Annotated in this window: 42 protein-coding genes and 1 tRNA gene; 17 read left to right on the top strand and 26 right to left on the bottom strand. The window is 69.8% G+C overall.

Annotated elements, in window-relative coordinates; all coding sequences use genetic code 11:
* Position 1: 1 nt before the first annotated feature.
* From PSESU_RS05800 to PSESU_RS05720, 17 genes are all read right to left on the bottom strand, one after another.
* A complete protein-coding gene (locus tag PSESU_RS05800) occupies positions 2 to 397 on the bottom strand; it encodes a hypothetical protein (RefSeq protein ID WP_013534838.1) in 396 nt (131 codons plus the stop codon).
* Positions 398 to 400: 3 nt separating this feature from the next.
* A complete protein-coding gene (locus PSESU_RS05795; protein WP_013534837.1) occupies positions 401 to 715 on the bottom strand; it encodes a hypothetical protein in 315 nt (104 codons plus the stop codon).
* A complete protein-coding gene (locus tag PSESU_RS05790; protein ID WP_013534836.1) occupies positions 705 to 1,043 on the bottom strand; it encodes a hypothetical protein in 339 nt (112 codons plus the stop codon). Before PSESU_RS05790 ends, PSESU_RS05795 begins: the two co-directional genes overlap by 11 nt.
* On the bottom strand, positions 1,033 to 1,317 hold the full coding sequence (locus tag PSESU_RS05785) for a hypothetical protein (RefSeq protein ID WP_013534835.1): 285 nt from the start codon (positions 1,315 to 1,317) through the stop codon (positions 1,033 to 1,035). Before PSESU_RS05785 ends, PSESU_RS05790 begins: the two co-directional genes overlap by 11 nt.
* Entirely contained in the window at positions 1,314 to 1,874 is a 561-nt protein-coding gene (locus PSESU_RS05780) for an N-acetylmuramoyl-L-alanine amidase (RefSeq protein ID WP_013534834.1), read from the bottom strand. The genes PSESU_RS05785 and PSESU_RS05780 overlap by 4 nt, the downstream gene beginning before the upstream one ends.
* Positions 1,875 to 2,085: 211 nt before the next feature.
* On the bottom strand, positions 2,086 to 2,781 hold the full coding sequence (locus PSESU_RS05775) for a hypothetical protein (protein WP_013534833.1): 696 nt from the start codon (positions 2,779 to 2,781) through the stop codon (positions 2,086 to 2,088).
* Positions 2,765 to 2,962: a hypothetical protein gene (locus PSESU_RS05770; RefSeq protein ID WP_013534832.1), complete on the bottom strand. Its 198-nt coding sequence runs from the start codon at positions 2,960 to 2,962 to the stop codon at positions 2,765 to 2,767. The genes PSESU_RS05775 and PSESU_RS05770 overlap by 17 nt, the downstream gene beginning before the upstream one ends.
* Positions 2,944 to 3,324 (bottom strand): hypothetical protein, encoded by a 381-nt coding sequence (locus PSESU_RS05765; RefSeq protein WP_041764544.1) that lies wholly within the window; start codon positions 3,322 to 3,324, stop codon positions 2,944 to 2,946. Before PSESU_RS05765 ends, PSESU_RS05770 begins: the two co-directional genes overlap by 19 nt.
* A 133-nt stretch (positions 3,325 to 3,457) precedes the next feature.
* Complete coding sequence (locus PSESU_RS05760; RefSeq protein WP_013534829.1) at positions 3,458 to 4,738, bottom strand: replicative DNA helicase; 1,281 nt, start codon at positions 4,736 to 4,738, stop codon at positions 3,458 to 3,460.
* Positions 4,735 to 5,457 carry a hypothetical protein gene (locus PSESU_RS15650; protein WP_013534828.1) on the bottom strand — a complete coding sequence of 241 codons (723 nt, stop codon included), beginning with the start codon at positions 5,455 to 5,457 and terminating at the stop codon, positions 4,735 to 4,737. The genes PSESU_RS05760 and PSESU_RS15650 overlap by 4 nt, the downstream gene beginning before the upstream one ends.
* Positions 5,457 to 5,660 (bottom strand): hypothetical protein, encoded by a 204-nt coding sequence (locus PSESU_RS05750; protein WP_013534827.1) that lies wholly within the window; start codon positions 5,658 to 5,660, stop codon positions 5,457 to 5,459. Before PSESU_RS05750 ends, PSESU_RS15650 begins: the two co-directional genes overlap by 1 nt.
* A complete protein-coding gene (locus PSESU_RS05745) occupies positions 5,657 to 5,839 on the bottom strand; it encodes a hypothetical protein (protein ID WP_013534826.1) in 183 nt (60 codons plus the stop codon). The genes PSESU_RS05750 and PSESU_RS05745 overlap by 4 nt, the downstream gene beginning before the upstream one ends.
* Entirely contained in the window at positions 5,836 to 6,177 is a 342-nt protein-coding gene (locus PSESU_RS05740; protein ID WP_013534825.1) for a hypothetical protein, read from the bottom strand. The genes PSESU_RS05745 and PSESU_RS05740 overlap by 4 nt, the downstream gene beginning before the upstream one ends.
* Positions 6,174 to 6,461, bottom strand: coding sequence for a hypothetical protein (locus PSESU_RS05735; protein ID WP_155942726.1), 288 nt, complete (start codon positions 6,459 to 6,461; stop codon positions 6,174 to 6,176). Before PSESU_RS05735 ends, PSESU_RS05740 begins: the two co-directional genes overlap by 4 nt.
* A 50-nt stretch (positions 6,462 to 6,511) precedes the next feature.
* The gene (locus PSESU_RS05730; protein WP_013534823.1) at positions 6,512 to 6,817 is read right to left on the bottom strand and encodes a hypothetical protein; all 306 of its coding nucleotides are present in this window, start codon (positions 6,815 to 6,817) and stop codon (positions 6,512 to 6,514) included.
* Complete coding sequence (locus tag PSESU_RS05725) at positions 6,817 to 7,140, bottom strand: hypothetical protein (protein WP_013534822.1); 324 nt, start codon at positions 7,138 to 7,140, stop codon at positions 6,817 to 6,819. Before PSESU_RS05725 ends, PSESU_RS05730 begins: the two co-directional genes overlap by 1 nt.
* The gene (locus PSESU_RS05720; RefSeq protein ID WP_013534821.1) at positions 7,137 to 7,490 is read right to left on the bottom strand and encodes a hypothetical protein; all 354 of its coding nucleotides are present in this window, start codon (positions 7,488 to 7,490) and stop codon (positions 7,137 to 7,139) included. The genes PSESU_RS05725 and PSESU_RS05720 overlap by 4 nt, the downstream gene beginning before the upstream one ends.
* Positions 7,491 to 7,823: 333 nt before the next feature.
* Here PSESU_RS05720 and PSESU_RS05715 point away from each other — a divergent pair, with 333 nt between their 5' ends.
* Positions 7,824 to 8,099 carry a hypothetical protein gene (locus PSESU_RS05715; RefSeq protein WP_013534819.1) on the top strand — a complete coding sequence of 92 codons (276 nt, stop codon included), beginning with the start codon at positions 7,824 to 7,826 and terminating at the stop codon, positions 8,097 to 8,099.
* Between the two features lie 59 nt (positions 8,100 to 8,158).
* On the opposite strand, the gene PSESU_RS05710 is transcribed toward PSESU_RS05715, so the two are convergent.
* Complete coding sequence (locus PSESU_RS05710; RefSeq protein WP_013534818.1) at positions 8,159 to 8,365, bottom strand: hypothetical protein; 207 nt, start codon at positions 8,363 to 8,365, stop codon at positions 8,159 to 8,161.
* 72 nt (positions 8,366 to 8,437) lie between these two features.
* On the opposite strand from PSESU_RS05710, the gene PSESU_RS15645 reads away from it, so the two are divergent.
* The 16 genes from PSESU_RS15645 to PSESU_RS15640 all read left to right on the top strand — a co-directional run bounded on the left by PSESU_RS15645 (position 8,438) and on the right by PSESU_RS15640 (position 16,638).
* Complete coding sequence (locus PSESU_RS15645; RefSeq protein WP_013534817.1) at positions 8,438 to 8,860, top strand: helix-turn-helix domain-containing protein; 423 nt, start codon at positions 8,438 to 8,440, stop codon at positions 8,858 to 8,860.
* Between the two features lie 5 nt (positions 8,861 to 8,865).
* Positions 8,866 to 9,177, top strand: coding sequence for a hypothetical protein (locus tag PSESU_RS05700; RefSeq protein WP_013534816.1), 312 nt, complete (start codon positions 8,866 to 8,868; stop codon positions 9,175 to 9,177).
* A 547-nt stretch (positions 9,178 to 9,724) separates the two neighbouring features.
* On the top strand, positions 9,725 to 10,027 hold the full coding sequence (locus tag PSESU_RS05690) for a hypothetical protein (protein ID WP_013534815.1): 303 nt from the start codon (positions 9,725 to 9,727) through the stop codon (positions 10,025 to 10,027).
* On the top strand, positions 10,024 to 10,365 hold the full coding sequence (locus PSESU_RS05685) for a hypothetical protein (RefSeq protein ID WP_013534814.1): 342 nt from the start codon (positions 10,024 to 10,026) through the stop codon (positions 10,363 to 10,365). Before PSESU_RS05690 ends, PSESU_RS05685 begins: the two co-directional genes overlap by 4 nt.
* Positions 10,362 to 10,670: a hypothetical protein gene (locus tag PSESU_RS05680; protein ID WP_155942725.1), complete on the top strand. Its 309-nt coding sequence runs from the start codon at positions 10,362 to 10,364 to the stop codon at positions 10,668 to 10,670. Before PSESU_RS05685 ends, PSESU_RS05680 begins: the two co-directional genes overlap by 4 nt.
* Before the next feature lie 95 nt (positions 10,671 to 10,765).
* Positions 10,766 to 10,999, top strand: coding sequence for a hypothetical protein (locus PSESU_RS05675; RefSeq protein ID WP_013534812.1), 234 nt, complete (start codon positions 10,766 to 10,768; stop codon positions 10,997 to 10,999).
* Positions 11,000 to 11,025: 26 nt separating this feature from the next.
* Positions 11,026 to 11,226, top strand: a complete 201-nt coding sequence (locus PSESU_RS16370; protein WP_013534811.1) for a hypothetical protein — start codon at positions 11,026 to 11,028, stop codon at positions 11,224 to 11,226.
* Positions 11,223 to 12,152 (top strand): YqaJ viral recombinase family protein, encoded by a 930-nt coding sequence (locus tag PSESU_RS05665; protein ID WP_013534810.1) that lies wholly within the window; start codon positions 11,223 to 11,225, stop codon positions 12,150 to 12,152. Before PSESU_RS16370 ends, PSESU_RS05665 begins: the two co-directional genes overlap by 4 nt.
* 4 nt (positions 12,153 to 12,156) lie before the next feature.
* Positions 12,157 to 13,224, top strand: coding sequence for a hypothetical protein (locus tag PSESU_RS05660; protein ID WP_013534809.1), 1,068 nt, complete (start codon positions 12,157 to 12,159; stop codon positions 13,222 to 13,224).
* Between the two features lie 154 nt (positions 13,225 to 13,378).
* Positions 13,379 to 13,705: a hypothetical protein gene (locus PSESU_RS05655; protein ID WP_013534808.1), complete on the top strand. Its 327-nt coding sequence runs from the start codon at positions 13,379 to 13,381 to the stop codon at positions 13,703 to 13,705.
* A 7-nt stretch (positions 13,706 to 13,712) separates the two neighbouring features.
* Positions 13,713 to 13,880 (top strand): hypothetical protein, encoded by a 168-nt coding sequence (locus PSESU_RS16400; protein ID WP_013534807.1) that lies wholly within the window; start codon positions 13,713 to 13,715, stop codon positions 13,878 to 13,880.
* Positions 13,877 to 14,302, top strand: coding sequence for a hypothetical protein (locus PSESU_RS05650; RefSeq protein WP_013534806.1), 426 nt, complete (start codon positions 13,877 to 13,879; stop codon positions 14,300 to 14,302). The genes PSESU_RS16400 and PSESU_RS05650 overlap by 4 nt, the downstream gene beginning before the upstream one ends.
* A gap of 50 nt (positions 14,303 to 14,352) precedes the next feature.
* The gene (locus tag PSESU_RS05645; RefSeq protein ID WP_013534805.1) at positions 14,353 to 14,571 is read left to right on the top strand and encodes a hypothetical protein; all 219 of its coding nucleotides are present in this window, start codon (positions 14,353 to 14,355) and stop codon (positions 14,569 to 14,571) included.
* A complete protein-coding gene (locus PSESU_RS05640; protein WP_013534804.1) occupies positions 14,562 to 14,762 on the top strand; it encodes a hypothetical protein in 201 nt (66 codons plus the stop codon). Before PSESU_RS05645 ends, PSESU_RS05640 begins: the two co-directional genes overlap by 10 nt.
* A gap of 1 nt (position 14,763) precedes the next feature.
* The gene (locus PSESU_RS05635; RefSeq protein ID WP_013534803.1) at positions 14,764 to 15,864 is read left to right on the top strand and encodes a tyrosine-type recombinase/integrase; all 1,101 of its coding nucleotides are present in this window, start codon (positions 14,764 to 14,766) and stop codon (positions 15,862 to 15,864) included.
* A gap of 3 nt (positions 15,865 to 15,867) precedes the next feature.
* A complete protein-coding gene (locus tag PSESU_RS15640) occupies positions 15,868 to 16,638 on the top strand; it encodes a hypothetical protein (RefSeq protein ID WP_013534802.1) in 771 nt (256 codons plus the stop codon).
* Between the two features lie 49 nt (positions 16,639 to 16,687).
* On the opposite strand, the gene PSESU_RS05625 is transcribed toward PSESU_RS15640, so the two are convergent.
* The 8 genes from PSESU_RS05625 to infC form a co-directional block, all read right to left on the bottom strand.
* Positions 16,688 to 16,764 (bottom strand) — tRNA-Pro (locus tag PSESU_RS05625).
* A 67-nt stretch (positions 16,765 to 16,831) separates the two neighbouring features.
* Positions 16,832 to 17,188 carry a MerR family transcriptional regulator gene (locus PSESU_RS05620; RefSeq protein WP_013534801.1) on the bottom strand — a complete coding sequence of 119 codons (357 nt, stop codon included), beginning with the start codon at positions 17,186 to 17,188 and terminating at the stop codon, positions 16,832 to 16,834.
* A complete protein-coding gene (locus PSESU_RS05615) occupies positions 17,181 to 17,486 on the bottom strand; it encodes an integration host factor subunit alpha (protein WP_013534800.1) in 306 nt (101 codons plus the stop codon). Before PSESU_RS05615 ends, PSESU_RS05620 begins: the two co-directional genes overlap by 8 nt.
* A 14-nt stretch (positions 17,487 to 17,500) precedes the next feature.
* The gene (gene pheT / locus PSESU_RS05610; protein ID WP_013534799.1) at positions 17,501 to 19,918 is read right to left on the bottom strand and encodes a phenylalanine--tRNA ligase subunit beta; all 2,418 of its coding nucleotides are present in this window, start codon (positions 19,916 to 19,918) and stop codon (positions 17,501 to 17,503) included.
* A gap of 125 nt (positions 19,919 to 20,043) precedes the next feature.
* A complete protein-coding gene (gene pheS, locus PSESU_RS05605) occupies positions 20,044 to 21,039 on the bottom strand; it encodes a phenylalanine--tRNA ligase subunit alpha (protein ID WP_013534798.1) in 996 nt (331 codons plus the stop codon).
* A gap of 107 nt (positions 21,040 to 21,146) precedes the next feature.
* A complete protein-coding gene (rplT, locus tag PSESU_RS05600) occupies positions 21,147 to 21,506 on the bottom strand; it encodes a 50S ribosomal protein L20 (protein WP_013534797.1) in 360 nt (119 codons plus the stop codon).
* Between the two features lie 11 nt (positions 21,507 to 21,517).
* Positions 21,518 to 21,715, bottom strand: coding sequence for a 50S ribosomal protein L35 (gene rpmI, locus PSESU_RS05595; RefSeq protein WP_010342861.1), 198 nt, complete (start codon positions 21,713 to 21,715; stop codon positions 21,518 to 21,520).
* A gap of 346 nt (positions 21,716 to 22,061) precedes the next feature.
* Complete coding sequence (gene infC / locus PSESU_RS05590; protein WP_203415191.1) at positions 22,062 to 22,583, bottom strand: translation initiation factor IF-3; 522 nt, start codon at positions 22,581 to 22,583, stop codon at positions 22,062 to 22,064.
* Between the last annotated feature and the right edge of the window lie 27 nt (positions 22,584 to 22,610).

The following is a 22,610-nucleotide window of genomic DNA, read 5'->3' as shown; positions in this document are numbered from 1 at the left end:
CTCACAGCAGTGGGATGGACGGGTGCAGCTCGAGGTCCAGCTGCGCGGCCGCGTCCGGGTTGCGCCGGGCGTCCTGCAGCTGGCGGTTGAGGTTGGCGATGCGCTTGTCCGCGTCGGCCTTGGCCTGGGCGGCGCGCTGGGCGGCCTGCTCGGCCAGCTCCTGCTGCCGGATGGCCTCAGCTGCTGCGGCGTCGGCGATGTTGTTGGCCAGGCCCACGGATGCGGTGCAGGCGCTCAGGTCGCGGTTGGACTTTGCCAGCGCATCCTCCAGGCTGGCCCGTTCCTTCTGACCCTGCTGCAGGCCGGCGTCCTTGCCGCAGCTCCGGCCCCACAGGGCCACGCCGGCGCACAGCAGCAGGGCCAAGCCGATCTTGATGAGGTCCGCGTAGCCGTTCATGCGTCAGGCCGCCGGTCGGGTTTGGCGGATGAACTTGACGGCCAAGCCCAGGCCAGCCAAGCCGCGAATGGACCACGCTAGCGCATCAGGAACCTGCTGGTCAGACAGCAGGCCCAGCGAGGACGCCGCCTGGTACAAGTCCGGGCCAGCGACGATCAGGGCGAGCGCCCACGTGCTGTACTGCTTGAGCACGTCACGGAACCGGGCGACGCCCTGCGGCGCCACAGTGACCTCCACGGCTGGCTCAGCAGAGTTCGGCTTCTTCCCGGGGCCGCCCTTGCCGCCACCGATGATGATGATTTCTTCCTCAGCGGACATCCTCAGTCTCCCGGTTCTCGTCGGTGGCCGGCTTGAGGATGCCGGTGTGGATGTACGCCCGGATGGCGTTGTCAGTGTCCCGCAGCGCGCGGATATCGGCGCGCATGTCGGTGTAGGCCGCTGCCCCCACCACGGCCAGCACCAGCAGGGCGGCCAGCATCACGGCGCAGCAGGTGGCCGACAGCCACACGCCGACCCCGCCGGCCTGCACGGTGATGCTGCTGACGTTGCTGCTGCCTTGGGCCTTGGTCGCGCGCTCCAGCCGGCGCAGCGTGTCCTGTGCCAACTCCTCCAGCTTGCTCACGGTCTGGCACAGCTCAGCGGGCATTGGTTGCTCCACCAGCAGCCTCCATGCGGATCACCATGTCCCGGACCTCGCCCAGCGTGGCCGCGATGGACTCCACGTGCAGCTTGATCTCTCGCACGTCGTCCTTCGTCGCCAGCCGGCGCTCGGCCTGCAGCTCCATCTCGTGGATCCGTTGGCGCAGCCGGACCTGCTCCGCCTCAAGGTTGTCGATTCGACCGGTGGCTCGGTTCACGATCCACATCGCCAAGGCAGCGATAAAGGACGCGACCCCTGCCAGAATCCACGGCGCGATCATGCCGCGGCCTCCGTCAGCACCCTCGCCACGGCGCGGGCCGCCAGCCACTTGCGCGCGTCGTAGGCGGCCAGGTCAGACGGGTTGGTGATGAAGAACAGCTCCACGATCAGCCCACCGGCCTGCACGAAGGCGAGCCGCTGGTGCTGCCCGGCGTTCTCCGGCTTGGCGCCGCGGTCGCGGATGCCCAGCGCCCCGGACAGCGCCGCGCTGATCCTGGCCGCCAGCGCCATGTCCTTCGGCCCGGCCAGCACCTCGCATCCGGTGGCCGCCGGGCTCGTCGCTGCGTTGCAGTGGAACTCCACGGCCACATCGAACTTGCGGGCGTCCGCCGCGGCCTGGCGCAGGGGCAGGTTCTCGGTGCCTGCGCCATCGGTGCCCACGTGGATCGCGTCCTTGTGGGTGCGCGGGGCGCCGCCGGCCAGCTCCTCGTTGTGCCGGTCCAGGTAGAACCGGACCAGGTTGCGGAACTCGACCGCGATGTCTGCCTCGCGCCGCCCGTTGGCGACCGCGCCGGGGTCCGTCCCCGAGTGCCCGGCCGATACGTAGATGGATCGCATGGTCTGGCCTCGCAGCGATAGGTGCCCGCCACCGCGCCCGGCTCAGGGTCGGGGATTGGTGGTCCGGAGAGGGTTGGCGGGCGTGGAGGGTCGGGGCGGCCGGGAACCCCCAGCCCGAACCCCGGAAACGAAAACGGCCCGCCGGTGAGGGCGGGCTCGTGTGGGTGTGGCGAGACTGGCAGGAAATGCGCGGGGGACTCAACCCCGCACGCTATGCGGCCCTCGACAGCGCCGCCGCCAGCTGTGCCGCGGCCTGGCTCTCGGCGTCGCGCATCCGCACCAGCAGCCACTGGTACACCCCGCGCCAGGTCTGTCGGTACGTCGATTCGTCCCGCCCGATGGCCGCTGCGCGCTTGCGGTCGGACATGGGTGTGATGCCGTGCCCGCTGCAGGCGATGCAGGCAACCACCAGCTCGCCCGCCACCCGGTGCCCGCGGCCCTCGCAGTCGCTGCACAGGTTCGGGTGGGCGATTTCACGGATGACGGCCTGCGCCAGCGTCGGCAGGGATTCCAGCGTGGTGCGCGGCCAGCATTCGGCAGCGGCCCGCTCCAGCCTGGCCGTGGCTCGCTCCAGCTCGCGCGCCTGCTCAGCCGTCGCCGCGCCACCCCAGCCGATGCAGGCCTTGGCAATGCCGACGTCGATTCGGGCCTCCTCCAGCGCCCGGCACTGTCGGCGCAGCTCAGGCTGCACCAGCGCCAGCACTTGGTCCCGCAGTTGCTTGCGCCGCAGCGCCGCGCCGTCCGGCCACCAGCAGGCCTCCAGCAACTCGCGCCCGAGGCCTGGTTCCACGAACGCCAGCGCCGCGGCGATGTCCTGGTTGGTCAGCTCCGCAATGCCTCCGCGGCCCACGTCGTAGCGGATGGTTTGCTGGTTCAGCCTGCCCAGCAGCTCACGCACGTTCGCCATGCTCAGCCCTCCTCCGGTTGCGGTTCTTGAGCGCCTTGCGCATCCGGTCGGCAGTGCGCTGGTAGTGCGCGGCCTGGCGCTGGGTCTCGTCGGCCAGCCGCTGCGACGCGCGCTCGAGGGCGTGCACCTGCTCGTCGGTCAGCCGGTCCAGCTCGGCCTGGGTCAGGGGTTGGGGCTGCATGGGTGTTCTCCTGCGGTGATGCGGATGCGCACCTCGCCGCCCTTGCGGACCTCGTCGCGGACGCAGGGGTGCGAGATGAAGCGCGAGTCGTCGATGCCGAGCGCGTCTGCGAGGCCGTCGCGGGCGGCTTTCATGCTTGCCAGCAGGCCGTCGTCGTCGCGGCGCCGGCGGTCCGGCGGGTAGAAGTCGAGGTGCAGGTGCAGTCGGCCCGCCGGCAGCTGCAGCGCGCCCCACCCCGCGGCTCGGGCCAGCGCGAACGCCTGGGCACGCGCGGCCTTCGTGGCCTTCGCCTTGCGCGCCCAGTGCAGGCGGGCGTTGGGGTGCAGCTGCCGGGAGGGCCACGGGAGGATCAGGCTGGCGATCACGCCCACACCCCCGCCAGCACCGCCCCGGCCCACAGCACCAGGCCCGCCGACACCGCGCACAGCCCGAATCCCAGCCACCGCCAGCTGCCCGGCAAAACGCGCGCGCGCGATGCGTCCGGATGGTTCCTCCTCATGCCGCTTCCTCCCAGTCAGCCCGGCGAGCGAACGACTCGAACGCCATGGTCTCGGCGACGAAGCGGACGCGCTTGAAGCCGGTCGGCCCATGCCGGTTCTTCTCGATCAGGATTTCCGCAACGCCCTTGTCCGGGCTCTCGCGGTTGTAGACCTCGTCGCGGTAGAGCATCAGCACCTGGTCGGCCTCGCGGGTCAGCTCGTCGCTGTTGGCGAGGTCGCCGGCGTTGGGGCGCTTGTCCGGCCGGCTGTCCACGCCCTTGACCACCTGGGCCAGGGACACGACGGGGATGTTCAGGTCGCGCGCCAGGTTCTTGAGGCCTCGGGCGATCTGGGAAACCTCGGTGATGCGGTCGGCGCCGGGCACGGTGATGCGCTGGGCGTAGTCGATGAACAGCACGTCCAGGCCGTCGTTGTGCTTCCACTTCCGGGCGACCGAGACCAGCTCGTCCAGCGAGACTGCGGACCGGTCGAACACGCGCAGGTGCCGATCGCGCGCCCGGGAGATGCCGGCGGTGATCTTCGACCAGTCCTCGTCCTGCAGGTTGCCCGCGCGGATGGCCTGGGCGCCGACACCGGAGGCGAGAGCCGCACGCCGGATGCCCAGCTGCACGGCCGGCTGCTCGGCGCTGACGATGCCAACACGCCGGCCGGAGTCTGCCGCGGCTTCGGCCAGACCGAGCATGAATGCGGTCTTGCCCATTGCGGGCCGGCCGCCGATGAAGGTCAGGTCTGAGTCGTGCCACCCGCCAAGGATCTCGTCCAGCTCCTGCAGGCCAGTGGTGATCCCCGGGATGGCGCCGCCGTTCTGGAACGCCTGCTGGGCGACCTCGAACGCCAGCGCCAGGATCTGCTTGCCGGTGTACTCGTGCTCGGCGTGGTGGGCGTTGAGCGCCATCAGCTCGGCGATTGCCTGCTCCACTGCCCCGGGCTCGCGCTCCCGGGCCCCGGACAGCAGGCGCTGAGCGATGCTGCCGGCCTCGCGCATCCGCCAGTGCTCCCGCACCAGGGCAGCGTACGAGGCAACGGAGCTTCCCGTAGCCATGCTCTTGGCCAGGTCGATCAGCTCGCTGGCGTCGCCTGGCAGGGCGTCGCACATGGTCACCACGTCGGCCGGCTGGCCCTCGCGCAGCCGGTCGCGGATCGCGGCCCAGATGCGGCGGCGGCGCGGCGTGGTGAATTGCTCCTCGCCCAACAGCGGGGCGACCTCGTGGAATATCTCGTTGCGGGCCATCAGGCCGGCCAGCACGGCGTCCTCAGCGTAGGCGTGGTCGGTCACAGGGCGCGCCTCCCACCACCGGGCCTATGCTCCAGCGGCACGACGTTGCCGGAGGCTGGGAGCTTGGCCCAGTTCTCGCGGATGGCCTCCATGAACGCGGCGTCCCAGTCGGCGTAGGTGTAGCCCTTGGCCTGGGCCTTTGCCCGGAACGACTCCAGGTGCTGCTCGAGGCGGTCGTGCCCCTTCTCGGCTGCCCATGTCCGGACACGGTCGGAGATGCCGAAGTCAGGCGGCAGGGTGAGCTTGGCTGGGGCGCGCTTGCGCGGCCCGACGCGTCCTGACGCGTCTTCCTTCCTTTCCCTTCCCTTCCCTTCCCTTCCTCCCTGCGCGTCAGTGACGGGTGCCGGCGCGTCGTCGTCGCGTTCCCCACGCGTGGGCGACGCGTCAGTCACGCGTGCTGCACCCGCAGGTGCGGGCAGCTGCGAGGCGCTCTCGCGTGGGTTGATGTGCTGGTGCGCGCCGAACTTGGGGATGTAGGCCAGGCCATCGCCATACGGAACGACGAGCCCGGCGTCGATCAGCTCCTCGCACAATGCGCGAATATCGACGTCGTCCACAGGGAAATAGCGGATTTTCAGGGTCAACGGCTTCCACTGCAGCCGGCCCTCCTTGTCCGCCTCGCACCAGCAGGCGATGTACAGAAGCCGTGCGTGCGGCGACAGCTGGACGATGTCCTCGCTGGTGAAGAACTCAGGTTTGATCGTGCGGATCCTGGCCATTACTTGCCCCTGTCGAGCCCGTGGGCCCGGTCCAAACGCGCCGCCTGCTCCTGCGAGCGCGCCATCATTTCGATTGCCAGCAGCGCCAACAGCTCGCGCGTGCGCTGCCGATCCCCTGCCGCATACGCGGCCTTTGCCTGCCTGGACAGCCGGCGTATCCGCCGCTCCCGCAGGTAGTCGCTGATTCGCTGGGTGATGCTCATTTCGCGTTCCTCTTGGCTGGCCGCTTGGCCGCCATCTCTCTGTCCTGGTCGTTCCAGCCCCGGCGCCACTCAGCGACCTCAACGCGCGCCTCCGGGGTGATCCCGTAGCGCGGGCAGGTGTCGAGGCCGCGCGCGGCCTGGCGTGCGTAGCGGCCGGCCTGGTAGGCGGTGCTGGTCATGCGGCCAATGCTCCGTGAGCCGCACGCCCAAAACGGGTCGTAACCTCGGCCCGTGCAGGGGGGGTTGGGTCGTCGAAGAGGTCGAGCTGCCGGACAGTGGCCCGTTCGGCCATGGCCTCGAGCCGCTCGACCGCAGCGAGCAGCTCCCGCACGCTGAACTCGTGGCCGGCGATTACGAACCGGTCGTGGTCCCACGCGTAGCGCGGCCAGGGCGGGCGGCCGAAGCCGATGGTCCCGTCTTCGACCGTGTCGGCGAGCGGGTACTCGGGGATCACCCAGCGGCGGCGCGACATCACGCGGCCCAGGGCGAGCATCCGAGCGTCGTCGCGGCTGATCACGCGCCCGTCCTCCGACCGTTGCGGCGAAGGCGGGCCGGCTCTTCAAAGGAGTGGCGGATTGCCGGGTCGATGCCGTAGGCCTCGGCCAGCGCCAGGGTCCAGCGGTAGGCCGTGGCGCGGCAGACCTTGAAGCGGCACTGCACGGCCTCGACCGTGGGGAATCGGTCCTGCTCGATAGCCCACCGCATGAACTTCATCGTGGCCAGGATGGACCCGTAGCCGGTGAGGTCGTGCTGGGCGCGCGGGGTGTGCGCCGCATTTACCGGCGCGGCCAGGTCGGCCATGGCTCCAGCGCGCGGAGCGCCGGCCCCGGTTCCGAGGGAGGCGGCGAGCATCACGCGGCCCCTCCTTCCGGCTGCAACGGCCGGTAGACGTAGGGGTGCTGGCAGCGCGTCCAGAACAGCTTGGCGATTCGGCGGTACTCCTGGCCGCAGGCCTTATGGACGGTCCACCAGAAGTCGATGACCTCCTGCTCGACCGGCTGGGCGAACAGGTCCAGGACCTCGGCGCCCTGCTGCTCGCGGCGCTTGCGCTCCAGCTCGCGGATCGTGTCCCCGGCCTGGCAGCACAGCGAATAGGCGTGCATGGCGCGCTCGGCGCGGGCGATGCAGTTGCCCTCTTGGTGCATCCAGTCGCACATCAGGCAGCCCTCCCCACGAACAGCTCGCCCTGCCCGCCCGGCAGCGTCCAAAGGTGCTCCGGCTGGCCGAACGGGCCCGGCTGCACCTGGTCCAGCTTCACCAGCGCCCCGGCCTGCGTCAGGTTCGACATGGCCCGGCGCACGCTGGTCAGCAGGACGCGGCCCGGCATGCGGGCGTGGACCTCGGAGGGGCTGAGCGGCCGGCCGGCGGCGTGGAACACGTCCAGCACCGCGGCCTCCTGGCCCTTCGCCACGCGGCTGGCGGCGATCAGCTGGCGGCCGGTGAGGCCGGTGGTGTTGTGGAAGCTCACGACGGCGCTCATGCGGCAGCCCTCAGCAGTTCAGCCAGCCGCGCGACCTCGCACTGCCCTTCCAGGGCGCGCTGCAGGTCGATGTACTGGCGCAGGAGGTTGGAGCCGGTCGCCGCGCACAGCGGCCCGACCAGCTTCGAAGGAATCGGGCGCTCGCCGCGCTGCAGGCGGGAGACGTAGGCTTTCGACTTGCCCACGCAGGCGGCGATGTAGTCCAGCTTGTGGTGGCCGGCGGCGATTGCCACCGCCAGGGCCTGGGCTTCGGATTCAATCTGCCGGACCACCTTGGCGGGCGCGTCCTTCGGGCTGTGGTGGACGCCGAATGCCAGGCTCAGGGACTTCTGGTTGCCATCGGTTGCCATGGGTTGCCTATCGTTGCCAACGTGGTTTGGGCGAAAAAACAGGCATGGAAAACAGCCCCATGCCTCAGTTCGATCTAGTGCGCTCCGCCCCGCCGAACGTCGTGACGCTCGTGCGGATCTGCGGTGGTGTGGTTGCGGTGAGCCGGGTCGACGGCCGCCTGGAGTTCCGTACCTGCCCGCGGCCGGAGCCCAAGCCGGTCCCGCGCGGGGGAGCGCGGGTGCTGCGGCTCAGGCTTCCGGCGCCGCTGGGGAACTGAGGCGTGGCCGGCCAGAGAGGTGCCCGCCTGCCGGTACGATGGGAGTGCGGCCCCACCACCGATACCGGAGACGGACATGGACGAAACGGCAGTGCGCCTGCTGACGCAGTGCTTGGCGATGACGGGCGCGATGCGCCAGGCGATGACTGTGCTCATTGCATCCCACCCGGACCCGGCTGCGGCCCTCGCGGCGTGGGACGCCCGGAACCTGCAATGGGTCGATGCGGAGATGCAGCAGGACTACTTCCAGCTCCCGGAGTACCAGGAGGCATACGTCCAGACGCTGCAGGGCCTGGCGACGGAGATCCGCGCTGCGGCACATCGCCGAAACGGGGAATCCCCAGCCGCCTGAACAGGTCCAGCACCGCGAGCATCGCGGACATGCGCAGCGTGCTGTTGGGCATGTCCTGGTCAGGCACGGCGGCGGGCCCGCTTACGGGGACGGAACGAGGCCGGGGTCAGGGCCGCCAGGCGGAAGGCCGCGGCAGCCCGCGGTGCCTTGGTCCGGCCGGCGAGGATTTCCCGGAGCGCGTTCGGAGTGACCTCCATCCGCGCGGCAATGGCATCCAGCTGGATACCGGCGTCGATCAGGCTCTGAATGCGCGTTTTCCATTCCATGGGCGCAAATTACAGAATCCTGTAGGTCGGTGTCAACAGCATTCTGTTACAGAAGGCTGTGAGACTTCCCGCATGAGCACTGTCGGCGAAAGGGTCCGCGCTGAACGCGAGGCCCGGAAGATCTCCCGCACCGCCCTGTCAGCGATGACCGGGGTGGGCTACAGCACGCTGGCCGAGCTCGAGCGCGGCGGCATGCAGACCACGACCAAGCTCAGGGTCATCGCCGAGGCGCTGGGCGTGAGCCTCAGCTACCTGGAGACGGGCAAGGGCCCCAAGGCCGGCGGGCCGTCTCAGGATTCGGGACTGGACGTTGAGAAGCTGACGGACCTGCTGGAGACCGTCGAGGCCGCCATCGCCAAGAGCGGGAGGGTGGTCCCTCCTCGCATCAAGGCGCGGCTGGTGGCCACGCTCTACAGGGACGAACAGGCCTCCGCCGCGGCATCCGCCCAGGCGGTCCAGGCCGCCCTAGCCGGACTTCTCATATCCATGGAGTGATGCCTATGAACCCGATGTTGCGCGACGAGCTGGCCTCAATTCTGTCGGAGGCTGCACTGCCCGCCCGCGTTGCGCCGGATCTGGAGCATCCGCCCGTCGATGTGTCGCCTCGCGCCCGCACTACCAGGGCGATCCTGCGCATTGCGGACCTGTACGGGTGGCGGTCGGCCATCACGCACTTCTTGGACAGCCGCGGGGTGTCCTACCTATCCGACCTGAGCATGCCCCAGCTGGAAGACCTGTTGGACCGCATGCAGGGGTACGTGGACGCGGCCGAGACTGGCGCGTCCTTGGAAGATTGCCTCCCGGCTTCCTGAGGACCGCCGATGAACCGCATCCTGATTGCAACTGCAGCGCTACTTGCCCCTGTACTCTCCGCTGCCCAGGGCGCGCCGTTCTGCGTGGTCCCGAGCTACGGGGGCGCGCCACAGTGCACCTACTACTCGGCCGATCAGTGCCGGTCCTCGGCCGCGACCATGAACGGAATGTGCGTGGCGAGCGCCTCCCTGCCCAGGAGCCAGGCAGACACTCCGCGCCCGAGCGCGTTCCAGTCGTTCCTTGCGGGACAGGAGGCTGGTCAGCGAGCCAGAGCCGCACGGCAGCGCGAGGCCGATTCCGTGCGCCCAACGGTGTTCATGTGCACTGACGCTGCTGGCAGAGCCTATCTGAGCTGGACGGCGCAGCCCGGCTGCGTTGTCGTGCCGGTAGCCGACTAAGAGCCTCCGGCCGCCCTGAGCAAGCGGCCCGATACATTGCGAAGAAAAATTACAGAATCCTGTTGACAATGGATTACAGGATTCTGTAATGTCTCCCCATCGCCCAGCAGATCCCCTCGCGGTGAGGGATGGGGCAGGAGACAGAGCGATGGCCCTCGATCACGGAATCCTCAACGTCCCGCTGAGCAAGCGCGGCAACATCGACGCGCAGCTGGACGCGTACAAGGCGCAGCAGGCCGCCGAGCGCGGGGCCAAGGCCAAGGCGGACGCGGCTGAGATGAGGGTCCTGCGCGCCCGCGCCAAGGCCCTGGTGGACGCCGCTGACCCGGCGGTGCTGGCCGCCGCTGCCGCGCGCTCCGGGTCCGCCGTGGCAGCCGTCAAGGCGATGCTGCGCTCCGACGCTCACTGGGCTCCGGCTCGAGTCATCCGGACGCTCGGGGGTGCCGCATGACTGCCCTCGCCTACCACCGGATGCCCGGCTTCGGAGACCTCTCCGGCCCGCGCGATCCGCAGAACGCCCCGCTGGGCGACTACGAGGCAGACCGCGACGCCGAGCTGCGCGATCAGCTGGCGCACTCCCCGGCCCTGCTGGGCGAGGTGGCGCTGAGCGAGGACGAGGCCCAGGCGGCCGCGCGGCTCCTGCGAACCGGCGACGCCGTCGGCTTCATGGCCCTGTTCCGCACCGCCGTCGACCGCCATATCGGCGAACTGGTCGAGGTCCGGCAGAACGACAAGCCGTGGCTGAGCGAGTCCGAGGCGGTCGAGCAGCTGGCGGGGGTGTACGCATGAGCCGCCAGCCCATGAGCGACGCCGAGTTCATCGCCGCCATGCAACAGGGCCTGCCCTCCCCCGGCGAGGTGCTGGAGCTGGGCAACGCCGACCTGGTGGGGTCGGGCACCTGGACTGGCTGGGACGGCCCCAAGGAGTTCGCCCCGACGCCGGAGTACCCGGCGCCCGCCGACAACCCGCAGGTGCAGATCGGCCTGACGCTGGCGGAGATCCGCAAGAAGGCCCTGGGCGATGTCGCCTTCGGCGCGGCGTTCATGGCTGTCGGTGCCGCCGGGTCGCTGCTGCTGCAGGGGCTTGTGTCGTGACCCGCCCCCGCTGGACCGAGGACCACACCTTCCTTCTGTGCGCGCTGATCGCCGCCCTGGCGATGGCGCTCGCGGCGAACTGACCGGAGCCACCGATGAGCCGCCCGACCTTCCGCCCCTTCTGGCTGATGTTCGCCGCCACCGTCGCCTGCGCTGTCGCCTGCGGCTACCTGACCGCCAAGGGCCTGCCGAGCCTGGCCAGCGTGATGTTGGCCGCCGCGCTGATCTTCGGCGTCGCCGCGTTCGGCGAGTACGTCGCGGTGGCCAAGCGCCGGCAGCAGCGGCATGCGCCGCTGGTCCGGCCCAGCCTGCCCACCGATACCCACTGACCCGCCACCCCGAGGAACCGCACCACATGAGCACCCGCATCTACAAGATCACCGATACGCAGGCCGATCCGCCGGCCACCGTCCTGGTCCGCGCCACGTCGCAGGCTCAGGCCATCGCCCACGTCGCGCGCAGCCGCTACACCGTCGCAGCCGCTCGCCCGGACGACGTGGCGGAGGTCATGGGCCGCGGCGGCCAAGTGCAGGACGCGGGGGCGCAGCAGGCGTGAACGCGCATCTGCAGCCCGCACCCGATGATCGCAGCGCCTGGCTGGCCGAGCGCCGGACCGGGATCGGTGGCAGCGACGTGGCGCCGATCCTGGGCCTGTCGCCCTACCGCACCCCGCTGGACGTCTACCGCGAGAAGCGCGGCGAGGTCGGCGACGACTCCGACAGCGCGCCGATGCTGTGGGGCCGGCTGCTGGAGCCGGTGATCCGGCAGCGCTACTCGGACGTGACCGGGCGGGCGGTGCTGGTGCCTGACGGCATGCTGCGCCACCAGCGGCACCACTTCATGGTCGCCAACCTGGACGGCTTCACCGAGGACCGCCGCGTGTTCGAGGCCAAGACCGCGCGCACCGGCGCCGGTTGGGGCGAGCCGGGCACCGATGAAGTGCCGGATGCATATGCCCTGCAGGTGCAGCACTACCTGGCGGTGACCGGGTTTCCGGTGGCCGACGTGGCTGTGCTGATCGGCGGCAGCGACTTCCGCATCTACGTGGTCGAGGCCGACCCGTCGCTGCAGTCGGACCTGATCGAGGCCGAGGCCGAGTTCTGGGACCGCGTCGTGCGCGGCGACGAGCCGCCGCCGGTGTCCTTCGCCGAGGCGCAGCAGCGTTACGGGCGGCTGGCCGCTGCCGGCAGCGTGCAGGCTGCCCCAGACGTCGCGGAGGCGTGGGCCGAGGCCCGGCGCCTGCGCCAGCAGATCAAGGATCTGGAGGCCGCCAAGGAGGCCGCCGACGCCGCCCTGCTCAACGCCCTGGGCGAGGCCGGCGACACGCTGGTTGGCCCGGACGGCCGCGTGCTGGCCACCTGGAAGCTGGCCAAGGCTCCGCAACGCTTCGACGTCGCGGCATTCAAGGCCGCCCACCCCGACCTCGCCGCGCAGTTCACCCAGCCCGGCACCCCTTCCCGTCGCCTCCTGATCAAGGACTGAGCCCATGAACGCCATCGCCCACCACCAGCAGAACACCACCCCCGTCGCCGCCGGCGCCAACCCGTTCGGAAGCGCGTCGATCGCTACCCGCGCCAGCAACAACGCCATGGCCGACGCCGGCCAGCAGCGCGAGATCGCCGAGGTGCAGGCGGCCATGGTCATCGCCAAGAAGTTCCCGCGCGACCCCATCGAGGCCATGGACCGCATCCTGCAGGCCTGCACCCGCCCCACCCTCGCCGAGGGCGCGCTCTACAGCTACAGCCGCGGCGGCAGCGACGTGACCGGCCCGAGCATCCGCTTGGCCGAGGTCGCGGCCCAGTGCTGGGGCAACGTGCAGTTCGGCATCCGCGAGCTGGAGCAGCGCAACGGCGAGTCGTCCGTCGAAGCCTTTGCGTGGGACATCGAGACGAACACCCGTCAGGTGAAGGTGTTCCAGGTGCCACACGTCCGGCACACCCGACAGGGCGCGAAGCGGCTGGAGGATCCGCGCGACGTGTACGAGCTGGTGGCCAATCAGGGCGCCCGCCGGCTGCGTGCCTGCATCCTGGGCGTGATCCCGGGCGATGTGATCGAGGCCGCAGTCAAGCAGTGCGAGCAGACCATGAAGGCCAGCGCCGACACCTCCGCCGAGGGCCTCAAGAAGCTGGTGGCCGCATTCGACCAGTTCGGCGTGACGCAGCAGCAGATCGAGAAGCGCAATCAGTGCCGGCTGGAGGCCACGCGCCCGGCGCAGGTGGTCCAGCTCAAGAAGATCTGGGCGAGCCTGCGCGACGGCATGAGCGTGCCGGCCGACTGGTTCGAGGTCGACGAGGCGGCGGCCGAGTCTGCTCCGGCTGCGGCGAGTCTGCGCGAAAAGGTGAAGGCGCGCGCGACCAAGCCTCAGCCCGAGCAGCCGACCGATCCGCAAGCCCCGACCCTCGCCGAAGTGCTCGCCGGCATCCAGTCCGCGCAGGACGTGGACGCGCTGGACGCCGCGTATGACCTGGGGCGGATGCTGCCACAGGACGCGCAGCCCGAGTTGACGAAGGCCTACGAACTCCGCCGCGACGCGCTGGACCTGGCCGCGAAGTGACCCCCCGAACCCGGCGCCTCCCCTGCGCCGGCCCCGCGCCCCGCCTCCCCACGGGGCGCACCCAGCGGCGAGCCGCTCCCCTCGGTGAGCCGCGCCAATCGGTCGTAAAGGCGACCCCGGAGCCGTAACCGGGACCTATTCAACCGGAGCAGACATGAGCGACACCCAATTCATCGACGGCCTGATGGCCAAGGCGCCCCACGAGAACGCGCCCGAGTACGTCAAGGCCAAGCTGTCGATCAAGCGCGAGGAGCTGATCGCCTGGCTGCAGCAGCAGGGCGGCGACTGGATCAACGCCGAGGTCAAGGTCAGCGGCAGCAGCGGCAAGTGGTACGTGGCCGTGGACCAGTGGAGGCCGGACCGGGAGCGTGGTGGCCAGCAGCGCAGCGCTCCGCAGCGTCAGGCGCAGCGCTCGGCTCCGGCGACCCGACAGGACCCGGTCAGCGATGACGGTTTCGCGGACGACGACATCCCATTCTGAGGTCGCCATGCGATCCGACACCACCCAGCGCGACCTCTACCGCGACTCGCCGCAGAAGCAGGCACAGCAGTGGCGCGCGGCGGCAGAGGCATCGCTGCAGCAGTTCCCGAACGATACCCGCCGGTATCGCTACTACACCGAACAAGCCGAGCGCCTGGAGGCGCTGACACGATGACCAACAACACAGACCCGGTGCGGGCGCTCCTGCGTGAGTACCGACCGACCATGAATGCCGACGTACTGCACGCATGGGCTAAGGACATGGTTGCCGCCCTCGCCCAGCAGCCCGCAGCCGCAGCCGCAGCCAATGCAGAGCGTGCGTTCTTCGCACAGGACTTCTATGAAGAAGCCCGCGAAGGGAAGAAGCCGTGGCCCGCAGCGCCGAGCGGGGAGGCGGTGGGCACCGATGGCCGCCGCGCGCGCCTGCTGGAGCGCCGCAACGTCCTGAACAACAGCTTCGGAAATGGGGCCTACCAGGACGGCCGCGTGCAGCAGCAGATCGACGCCATCGACGCGGAGCTGGCAGCGCTCGCCGCGCCCCAGCAGCCCGCGGCCGCGCAGTCGGCGGCCGCCCCATCCGGGTGCCCCGAGCCGTGAACAGCGTGCGCGGCATTCTGCGCCGCCACCTGCGAGAGGAAGGCCGTCGGATGCAGGACCTGGCCCCGGCGTGGAAGTGCAGCAAGGGCAACGTCTACGACTACTTCTGGTCGCAGCGTCCGTTCTCGCCCCAGCACATCGAAGCCGCAATCGAGTTCCTCCAGCTGGACGAGTTCGACGCGGCCGAGCTGCGGCTGCAGGGCGCGCGTGAGGCCGGGTGGAAGATCGACACGAAGCACTTGCTGGAGGACCGGGACGGATGCGACTGATCACGATCCCAAAGTGGCGGGAGCGCCACTTCGAAGAAGGCAGCGCCCCGGACGAGGTGACCGTGCGCCGCTGGCTGCGCACCGGCAAGCTGGCCGGGAAAAAGGTCGGAGGCACGTGGTACGTGGACGAATCCGAATGGCTGGCCGATGGCGACGAGCTGGTGCGCCGCGTGCTGGAGAGGACCGGCTGACATGGTGCCGAGGCAGCGATCGAAGGCCCGCGCTGGCTGGCCGGCAAACCTCTACACGTCCGGCCGCGGCGGCTTCAAGTACCGCCACCCGGTGACGAAGGCCGAGACGTGGATGGGCACCGACAAGGCCAAGGCCTTCGCCGCGGCCCGGAAGCTCAACGCCCTGCTGACGCCGAGCGACGACCTTGTCGCGCGCGTGGTGGGGACCGGCAGGACCGTGGCCGACGCGCTGGCGGTGTTCCGCGCCGACGACCTGCCGCACCGCGGCTGGGGCGCCAAGACCGCGGCCTGGTACGGGGTGTTCCTCAAGCGCATAGAGGCCGACATCGGCGGCCGGGAGCTGGAGGGGCTGACCGTCAAGGATTGCGCCGAGTACATCCGCGGCGTCACCGAATCCGCGCGCGGCCGGCAGACCTACCGGCTGGTGCTGGGCTGGATCCTGGCGTGCGCGGTGCAGGAGGGCTGGATCGACTCCAACCCGGCCGAGCTGACCCGCAAGTTCTCGCACACGCGCCAGCGCGCCCGGCTGACGCTGGACACCTACCGGGCCATCCACGCCCAGGCCCCGGGCTGGCTGCGCAACGCCATGGACCTGTCTCTGCTGACGCTGCTGCGGCGCGAGGACGTGGCCACGCTGCGGTTCGCCGACGTGCACGACGACGCGCTCTGGGTGGTGCCGCAGAAAACCGAGGGCAGCACGGCTGTGCGCCTGCGGATCAAGATGGGGGCCGACCTGGCCGCGCTGGTGGCCCGGTGCCGGGACGCGGTGGTGTCGCCCTACCTGGTCCACCGGCTGCCGGAGAAGGCCAAGCCGCGCGGCAAGGGCGCGGCCGGTCGGGTGCACCACACGCAGGTCATGCCCGAGCAGATCACCCGGGCCTTCGCCGAGGCGCGCGACGCGGCCGGCATCGGCGGCGAGAGCCCGCCCACCTTCCACGAGATCCGCAGCCTGGGCGGCGCGCTGCTGCGCGAACAGGGCTGGTCCCTGCAGCAGGTGCAGGCGCTCATGGGCCACGCCAGCGAGGCGATGACCAGCGTCTACCTGGAGGGGCACGAGGTGCCGTGGAGCGAGGTCGAGACTGGGCTATCGCTCAGGAGGTGACATATGGGACGCCGCAGAACCAAAAACCTAGACCTGCCGCGCAGGGTCACCCGCGATCCGCGCACTGGCGCCCTGCGCTACAAGCGGCCCGACAACGGCAGCACGATCTACCTGAGCACCCTCGCCGAGGAGGTTGCGTTGCGTCTCGCGGAGCTGCTCAACGAGGCCTTCGGGCCAGTAGCCCCTCGTGGCGGAAAGTACATCTACCGGCAGAGCTTCATGAGCTACCCGTGGGGCAAGGCAGACCCCGAGTTGCTGAGGATCGTGGCGGTGCGGATGCCGGACCTCCTACCCATGCAGCGGAGGCTATCCGAGCAGGAGCAGATCCGCCATTCCTGGGCGTACACCCCGCCACCAGCGCAGGCCCTGCGCACTGGGCTGCGGCCGGCACGGCCCGAGGCAGGCTGGATCCGTCCTCTGTACCTGGCCGCGAAGAAGAACGCCGCAGCGCGCGGCCTGCCATTCGAGCTGCAGATAGAGGACGTCGAGCAGATGGTGAAGTCTAGCGGTGGCCGGTGCGCAGTGACCGGGATAGCCCTCTCGGTGGACCGGGGCACCCTCCCCCCGGGGAGGAAGATGCGCCGGCCCTGGGCGCCCAGCATCGACCGTATCGACTCGGCCCTGGGCTACACGAGGGAGAACTGCCGGATCGTCTGCTGCGCCGCCAACTACGCGATGAGCCAGTGGGGCGAGGACGTGCTCGTAGAGATGGCCAAGGCGATCGCTCGAAAGCGGATCGCCCGGCTGGATAAGGTTGCGACAAGGTTGCAATAGGGTTTCAGGCACCTAAACCCTATTGCTCCCTTCCACGCCCCTTTCAATTTGGTCGGGGTAGCCGGATTCGAACCGACGACCACTTGTCCCCCAGACAAGTGCGCTACCAGGCTGCGCTATACCCCGGGAAAAACGTCCCGCCTTGGCGGGCTGGCGATTATACCGGTTGCCCGGCACGACCGCGAGCCCGGGATCAGCGGCGCAGCAGCTGCAGCACTTCCTCCAGCTCCATGCGCACCTGGCGCACGATCTGGCTGCTCAGTGCAGACTCCTGCTTGGCGCCCTCGCCTTCCAGGCGCAGGCGCGCGCCACCGATGGTGTAGCCGTGTTCGTACAGCAGGCTGCGGATCTGCCGGACCATCAGCACGTCGTGGCGCTGGTAGTAGCGGCGGTTGCCGCGGCGCTTGACCGGGCTGAGGCTGGGGAACTCGGTCTCCCAGTAGCGCAGCACGTGCGGCTTCACGTCGCACAGTTCGCTGACCTCGCCGATGGTGAAGTAGCGCTTGGCGGGGATCGGCGGAAGTTCGCGGTTGCTGCCCGGATCAAGCATTCGGCGCCACTCCCGCGTAGGCTTCCACGCGCTCCTTGAGCTTCTGGCCCGGGCGGAAGGTGACCACGGTGCGCGCGGAGATCGGGATCTCCTCGCCGGTCTTCGGGTTGCGCCCCGGCCGCTGGTTCTTGCGGCGCAGGTCGAAGTTGCCGAAGCCGGACAGCTTGACCTGCCGCCCGTCCTGCAGCGCCTCGCGCAACACGTCGAAGAACGCGTCGACGAACTCCTTCGCCTCGCGCTTGTTCAGGCCGACTTCGTCAAAAAGACGCTCGGCCATCTCCGCCTTGGTCAGTGCCATTCCTTTTCCCCGTATCAGCCGCGGATCTTCGCACCGTGGCTGCTATCGAGGGCGGCCACCACGCGGGACACCACGGCATCGGCGTCTTGATCGGTCAGAGTGCGCGTGTTGTCCTGCAAAATCAAGCCCATAGCCAGACTCTTGAACCCGGATTCAACGCCCGGACCCTGGTAGCGGTCGAACAGCTGCAGCTCGCGCAGGACCTCGCCGGCCGCGGCACGGACACTGGCGGCCAGGTCGGCCCAGGCCACCTGCTCGGCGACCACGAAGGCCAGGTCGCGGCGCACGGCCGGGAAACGCGACAGGGCCTGGGCACGCGGCAGCGCACGCTGCTGCAACGGTTCCAGGTCCAGCTCGAAGCCGTAGGCGTCCACGTCCAGTTCCAGCGCCCTGGCCAGGCGCGGATGCAGCTGGCCGATCCAGCCCAGCAGCACCTCGCCGCCTTCCAGGTCGGTGCGGTACACGTCGGCGCTGCGACCCGGATGGCCGAACGGCGCGGCCGAGGGGCGGAACGCCAGCTGCGCGCCGGACTGGGCGGCCAGCGACTCGAGGTCGCCCTTGAGGTCGTGGAAATCCAGCGGACGCGCCTTCTGGCCCCACTGCTCGGCGATGGACTGGCCGCAGGCGACCGCGGCGATGCGCCGGGTCTCGCGCGGGGCCGGGGCGCCGGGCTGGCGCTCGCCGTCTGCGGCGAACACCCGGCCCAGCTCGAACAGGCGCACGCGGCCGGCCTGGCGCGCGGCATTGCGCGCCAGCGCGTCGACCAGGCCTGGCAGCAGGCGTGGACGCATCACCGCCAGCTCGGCGCTGAGCGGGTTGGCCAGCGGCACGGTGCCTTCGGTGCAGCCCCAGGCTTCAAGCAGCCTCTGGTCGACGAAGGCGAAGCACACCGCTTCCAGGTAGTCGCGGCTGACCAGGTGGCGGCGCAGGTCCGCCTCCGGCAGCACGGTCTCGCTGGCCGCGGCCACCCGCGCCGGACCGGCGGGGATGGTGGCCGGGATGCGGTCGTAGCCGTGGATGCGCGCCAGCTCCTCGATCAGGTCTTCCTCGATCGCGATGTCGAAGCGTCGGCTCGGGGCAGTCACCTGCCAGCCCTCGGCGGTGGCGGCAACGTCCATGCCCAGCGCGCGCAGGATGCGCTCGACCTCGGCATCGGCGATCTCGGTACCGAGCACGCGGGCGATGCGTGCGCGCCGCAGCGCGATCGGCTGCGGCGCGGCCAGCGCGCCGGCCACGGTGGACTCGGTGACCGGGCCGGGACGCCCGCCGGCGATATCCAGGATCAGCCGGGTGGCGTACTCGACCGCCTCGCGCGGCAGCTCCGGATCCACGCCGCGCTCGAAACGGTGCCCGGCATCGGTGTGCAGGCCCAGGCGGCGGCTGCGGCCGATGATGGCCGAGGGGACCCAGTGCGCGGCCTCGAGGAACACGCGGGTGGTGCTGTCGCCGACCTTGGTGTCCTCGCCGCCCATGATGCCGCCCACGGCCACGGCGCGCGCGCCACGGCCGCCGCGGCTGTCGGACACGACCAGGAACTCGCCATCCAGGGTGGCGTCGCGTCCGTCCAGCAGCTTCAGCACCTCGCCCTGGCGCGCCGGGCGCACGACGACCGGCGCCTCCAGCTTGTCCAGGTCGAAGGCGTGCATCGGCTGGCCCAGCTCCAGCATCACGTACTGGGTGACGTCGACCAGCAGGCTGATCGGACGCACGCCGGAACGGCGCAGGCGCTCGGCCATCCACACCGGCGTCGCGGCTGCCGGGTCGACGCCCTCGATCACGCGGCCAACGAAGCGCGGCACGCGCTCGCCGGCTTCCAGCGCGACCTCGACGGTCGCATCGGTCGCGGCCGGCACCGGCGCGTTGTCCATCGGCGCCACCTCGCTGCCCAGCGCGGCGGCTACGTCGTAGGCAATGCCGCGCACGCTGAAGCAGTCGGCGCGGTTGGGGGTCAGCTTGATCTCGATGCTGGCGTCCGGCAGGCCCAGGTACCCGGCCAGCGGCTGGCCGACCGGCGCATCGGCCGGCAGTTCCAGCAGGCCGGAGGCATCGCTGTCCAGGCCCAGCTCCTTCGCCGAGCAGAGCATGCCGAACGACTCCACGCCGCGCAGCTTCGCGGCCCTGATCGACATGCCGCCGACGTTGGAACCGACCGTCGCCAGCGGCGCGGCCAGGCCGACGCGCGCGTTGGGCGCGCCGCACACGATCTGCAGCGGCTCGCCGTTGCCGATGTCGACCTTGCACACCTGCAGGCGGTCGGCCTCCGGGTGGCGGACGGCTTCCACGATGCGGCCGACCACCACGCCGGCCAGGCCATCGCCCAGGGCGGTGACTTCCTCGACTTCCAGGCCGATGGCCGTCAGCGTGGCCGCGAGCCCGTCGCGGTTGGCCAGGGTCGACACGTGGCTGCGCAGCCAGTTCTCGGAAAATTTCATTGGGAGCCGTGATTCGGGATTCGGGATTCGGGATTCGGGATTCGGGATTCGTCTTGCGCATCGATGCCGGGTCTGGGGTCCGGGCCGGGAACGAATCCCCAATCCCGAATCCCCAATCCCCGCCCTCAGGCAAACTGCCTGAGGAACCGCACATCGTTCTCGAAGAAGGCGCGCAGGTCGTTGACGCCGTAGCGCAGCATCGCGAAGCGCTCCACGCCCAGGCCGAAGGCGAAGCCGGTGTAGCGCTCCGGATCGATGCCGCAGTTGCGCAGCACGTTCGGGTGGACCATGCCGCAACCCAGGACCTCCAGCCAGCGCACGCTGCCGTCCGGCTGCTGCCAGGCGATGTCGACCTCGGCGCCCGGCTCCACGAACGGGAAGTAGCTGGGGCGGAAGCGCATCTGGAAGTCGCGCTCGAAGAACGCGCGCACGAACTCGGAGAGCGTGCCCTTGAGGTCGGCGAAGGTCGAGGTCTCGTCGACCAGCAGGCCCTCGACCTGGTGGAACATCGGCGAATGGGTCTGGTCGGAGTCCGAACGGTAGACCTTGCCGGCGGCGATCATGCGCAGCGGCGGCCGGTGGTCGCCCATGTAGCGCACCTGCACGCCCGAGGTGTGGGTGCGCAGCAGGCGGCCGTCGCCGAAGTAGAAGGTGTCGTGCATGGCGCGCGCCGGATGGTGCGGCGGGAAGTTCAGCGCCTCGAAGTTGTGCCAGTCGTCCTCGATCTCCGGGCCATCGGCCAGCTCGTAGCCGAGGTTGCCGAAGATGCTGGCGATCCGCTCCAGGGTGCGCGAGATCGGGTGGATCCCGCCGCGCTGGGCCAGGCGCCCCGGCAGGGTGACGTCCACCGCCTCGCCGGCCAGGCGCGCGTCGAGCACGGCCTCCTCCAGCAGCGCCTTGCGCGCGGCCAGCGCCGCCGACACCTCGTCGCGGGCGCGGTTGATCGCCTCGCCGGCGGCCTTGCGCTGTTCCGGCGCCAGCGCGCCGAGCTGCTTGAGCTGGGAGGTGATGCTGCCCTGCTTGCCCAGCAGGCCCACGCGCAATGCCTCGACCGCCTCGGGAGTCTGTGCCGCGGCGATGTCGGCCAGCGCGCGCGCCGACAGGGTTTGGATATCGCTCATGGGAAACGGTCCCTCGGAAAACAAAATGGGGAAGGACTTGCGCCCTTCCCCATGCATGCATGCGGTGGTCCGCGCCAGGTCCGCGAGGACCCGGCGTGACTCGCAACTTATGCCGCCAGAGCGCTCTTGGCCTTCTCTGCCAGCGCGGTAAAGCCGGCGGCATCGTGCACGGCGATATCAGCCAGCACCTTGCGGTCCAGGGTGATACCGGCCTTCAGCAGGCCGTTGATGAAGCGGCTGTAGCTGATGCCGTTGGCGCGGGCAGCCGCGTTGATGCGGGTGATCCACAGCGAACGGAAGTTGCGCTTCTTCTGCTTGCGGCCGATGTAGGCGTACTGGCCCGCCTTGATGACCGCCTGCTTGGCGACGCGATAGACCTTGCGGCGGGCGTTGTAATAGCCCTTCGCCTGGTCGAGGATCTTCTTGTGACGGCGGCGCGCCTGAACGCCACGCTTGACTCGTGCCATTTCCTAATTCCTCAGAGATACGGGAGCATGCGGTCCAGACGGCCTGCGTCCTCGGCACGGACGTGGTTCGTCTGCCGGAGGTTGCGCTTCCGCTTGGTCGCTTTCTTGGTGAGGATGTGGCTACGGTTGGCGTGGCCAGCCTTGTACTTGCCGGAGGCGGTCTTGCGGAAACGCTTGGCCGCCGCCCGGTTGGTCTTGATCTTGGGCATTGCGAATGTCCTTGATGGGAACTGTCACTGATACGGGCGGTGGGTTACCCCACGCTTTCCATCCATGCCCATACCGGTCTATAAGCCGCTGATCCCCAAGGGGAAACACGGCGGGTCCTGATGCTGTTGCCAGCCCTCCGGCGAACCGGAGCCGCGCATTATGCGCCGCCCGGCTTTCCTTTGCAAATCAGCGGGGTTACATCCCAGCGGGTGGCCGCGCGCGGGGAACCACCCCGCCGACGGGCGCCCGCCCTGGCGGACGCCGGATGCGACGAAGGGCGCCGCGGGGGCGCCCTTCGCCTGGGACCGCGACCTTGCGGCCGGCCCCTCGCCACCCTGGGGCGGCTTACTTCTTCTTCGGCGCGATCATCATGACCATCTGCCGGCCTTCAAGGCGCGGGCGCGATTCGATCACGATGTCCTCGCCGAGGTCACCCTCGATCCGGGCGGCCATCTGCCGGCCCAGCTCCTGGTGGCTCATCTCGCGGCCACGGAAGCGGATGTTCACCTTGACCTTGTCGCCTTCCTCCAGGAAGCGGCGCATGTTGCGCAGCTTGATCTGGTAGTCGCCCTCGTCGGTCACCGGGCGGAACTTCACTTCCTTGATCTCGACCTGGCGGGACTTCTTCTTGGCCTCGTTGGCCTTCTTCTGCATTTCGAACTTGAACTTGCCGAAGTCCATGACCTTGCAGACCGGCGGATCCGCGTTCGGCTGGATCTCGACCAGGTCAAGGCCTTCCTCTTCGGCAAGGCGCAGGGCCTCGTCGCGCGACAGGACGCCGATCATCTCGCCATCGGATCCGATCACGCGCACGCGCGGGACTCGGATCTCCTGGTTCTTCCGGTTTTGTTTCTCGGGGGTGCTGATATTCCAGTCTCCGGGGGTTGTCTGGGC

Origin of the sequence: Pseudoxanthomonas suwonensis 11-1 (assembly GCF_000185965.1) — a bacterium.
In the GTDB taxonomy this organism is placed as follows: Bacteria; Pseudomonadota; Gammaproteobacteria; order Xanthomonadales; family Xanthomonadaceae; genus Pseudoxanthomonas; species Pseudoxanthomonas suwonensis_A.
Note: the sequence above shows the minus strand (reverse complement) of the source record. Positions and strands in the feature narration are given on the sequence as shown.

Coding starts and splice junctions, on each gene's coding strand:
- PSESU_RS05680 (WP_155942725.1), top strand. CDS start 10,362: ATGAGCCGCCAGCCCATGAGCGACGCCGAGTTCATCGCCGCCATGCAA.
- PSESU_RS05795 (WP_013534837.1), bottom strand. CDS start 715: ATGTCCGCTGAGGAAGAAATCATCATCATCGGTGGCGGCAAGGGCGGC.
- PSESU_RS05745 (WP_013534826.1), bottom strand. CDS start 5,839: ATGACCAGCACCGCCTACCAGGCCGGCCGCTACGCACGCCAGGCCGCG.
- PSESU_RS05700 (WP_013534816.1), top strand. CDS start 8,866: ATGAACCCGATGTTGCGCGACGAGCTGGCCTCAATTCTGTCGGAGGCT.
- pheT (WP_013534799.1), bottom strand. CDS start 19,918: ATGAAATTTTCCGAGAACTGGCTGCGCAGCCACGTGTCGACCCTGGCC.
- PSESU_RS05660 (WP_013534809.1), top strand. CDS start 12,157: ATGAACGCCATCGCCCACCACCAGCAGAACACCACCCCCGTCGCCGCC.
- PSESU_RS05650 (WP_013534806.1), top strand. CDS start 13,877: ATGACCAACAACACAGACCCGGTGCGGGCGCTCCTGCGTGAGTACCGA.
- PSESU_RS05645 (WP_013534805.1), top strand. CDS start 14,353: ATGCAGGACCTGGCCCCGGCGTGGAAGTGCAGCAAGGGCAACGTCTAC.
- PSESU_RS05655 (WP_013534808.1), top strand. CDS start 13,379: ATGAGCGACACCCAATTCATCGACGGCCTGATGGCCAAGGCGCCCCAC.
- PSESU_RS05785 (WP_013534835.1), bottom strand. CDS start 1,317: ATGATCGCGCCGTGGATTCTGGCAGGGGTCGCGTCCTTTATCGCTGCC.
- PSESU_RS05710 (WP_013534818.1), bottom strand. CDS start 8,365: ATGGAATGGAAAACGCGCATTCAGAGCCTGATCGACGCCGGTATCCAG.
- PSESU_RS05790 (WP_013534836.1), bottom strand. CDS start 1,043: ATGCCCGCTGAGCTGTGCCAGACCGTGAGCAAGCTGGAGGAGTTGGCA.
- PSESU_RS05735 (WP_155942726.1), bottom strand. CDS start 6,461: ATGGCCGACCTGGCCGCGCCGGTAAATGCGGCGCACACCCCGCGCGCC.
- PSESU_RS05775 (WP_013534833.1), bottom strand. CDS start 2,781: ATGGCGAACGTGCGTGAGCTGCTGGGCAGGCTGAACCAGCAAACCATC.
- PSESU_RS05725 (WP_013534822.1), bottom strand. CDS start 7,140: ATGAGCGCCGTCGTGAGCTTCCACAACACCACCGGCCTCACCGGCCGC.
- PSESU_RS16400 (WP_013534807.1), top strand. CDS start 13,713: ATGCGATCCGACACCACCCAGCGCGACCTCTACCGCGACTCGCCGCAG.
- rpmI (WP_010342861.1), bottom strand. CDS start 21,715: ATGCCCAAGATCAAGACCAACCGGGCGGCGGCCAAGCGTTTCCGCAAG.
- PSESU_RS05675 (WP_013534812.1), top strand. CDS start 10,766: ATGAGCCGCCCGACCTTCCGCCCCTTCTGGCTGATGTTCGCCGCCACC.
- PSESU_RS16370 (WP_013534811.1), top strand. CDS start 11,026: ATGAGCACCCGCATCTACAAGATCACCGATACGCAGGCCGATCCGCCG.
- PSESU_RS05780 (WP_013534834.1), bottom strand. CDS start 1,874: ATGCGATCCATCTACGTATCGGCCGGGCACTCGGGGACGGACCCCGGC.
- PSESU_RS05800 (WP_013534838.1), bottom strand. CDS start 397: ATGAACGGCTACGCGGACCTCATCAAGATCGGCTTGGCCCTGCTGCTG.
- PSESU_RS05730 (WP_013534823.1), bottom strand. CDS start 6,817: ATGTGCGACTGGATGCACCAAGAGGGCAACTGCATCGCCCGCGCCGAG.
- PSESU_RS05750 (WP_013534827.1), bottom strand. CDS start 5,660: ATGAGCATCACCCAGCGAATCAGCGACTACCTGCGGGAGCGGCGGATA.
- PSESU_RS05615 (WP_013534800.1), bottom strand. CDS start 17,486: ATGGCACTGACCAAGGCGGAGATGGCCGAGCGTCTTTTTGACGAAGTC.
- PSESU_RS15640 (WP_013534802.1), top strand. CDS start 15,868: ATGGGACGCCGCAGAACCAAAAACCTAGACCTGCCGCGCAGGGTCACC.
- PSESU_RS15650 (WP_013534828.1), bottom strand. CDS start 5,457: ATGGCCAGGATCCGCACGATCAAACCTGAGTTCTTCACCAGCGAGGAC.
- PSESU_RS05720 (WP_013534821.1), bottom strand. CDS start 7,490: ATGGCAACCGATGGCAACCAGAAGTCCCTGAGCCTGGCATTCGGCGTC.
- PSESU_RS15645 (WP_013534817.1), top strand. CDS start 8,438: ATGAGCACTGTCGGCGAAAGGGTCCGCGCTGAACGCGAGGCCCGGAAG.
- pheS (WP_013534798.1), bottom strand. CDS start 21,039: ATGAGCGATATCCAAACCCTGTCGGCGCGCGCGCTGGCCGACATCGCC.
- rplT (WP_013534797.1), bottom strand. CDS start 21,506: ATGGCACGAGTCAAGCGTGGCGTTCAGGCGCGCCGCCGTCACAAGAAG.
- PSESU_RS05620 (WP_013534801.1), bottom strand. CDS start 17,188: ATGCTTGATCCGGGCAGCAACCGCGAACTTCCGCCGATCCCCGCCAAG.
- PSESU_RS05685 (WP_013534814.1), top strand. CDS start 10,024: ATGACTGCCCTCGCCTACCACCGGATGCCCGGCTTCGGAGACCTCTCC.
- PSESU_RS05640 (WP_013534804.1), top strand. CDS start 14,562: ATGCGACTGATCACGATCCCAAAGTGGCGGGAGCGCCACTTCGAAGAA.
- PSESU_RS05635 (WP_013534803.1), top strand. CDS start 14,764: ATGGTGCCGAGGCAGCGATCGAAGGCCCGCGCTGGCTGGCCGGCAAAC.
- PSESU_RS05770 (WP_013534832.1), bottom strand. CDS start 2,962: ATGCAGCCCCAACCCCTGACCCAGGCCGAGCTGGACCGGCTGACCGAC.
- PSESU_RS05690 (WP_013534815.1), top strand. CDS start 9,725: ATGGCCCTCGATCACGGAATCCTCAACGTCCCGCTGAGCAAGCGCGGC.
- PSESU_RS05715 (WP_013534819.1), top strand. CDS start 7,824: ATGGACGAAACGGCAGTGCGCCTGCTGACGCAGTGCTTGGCGATGACG.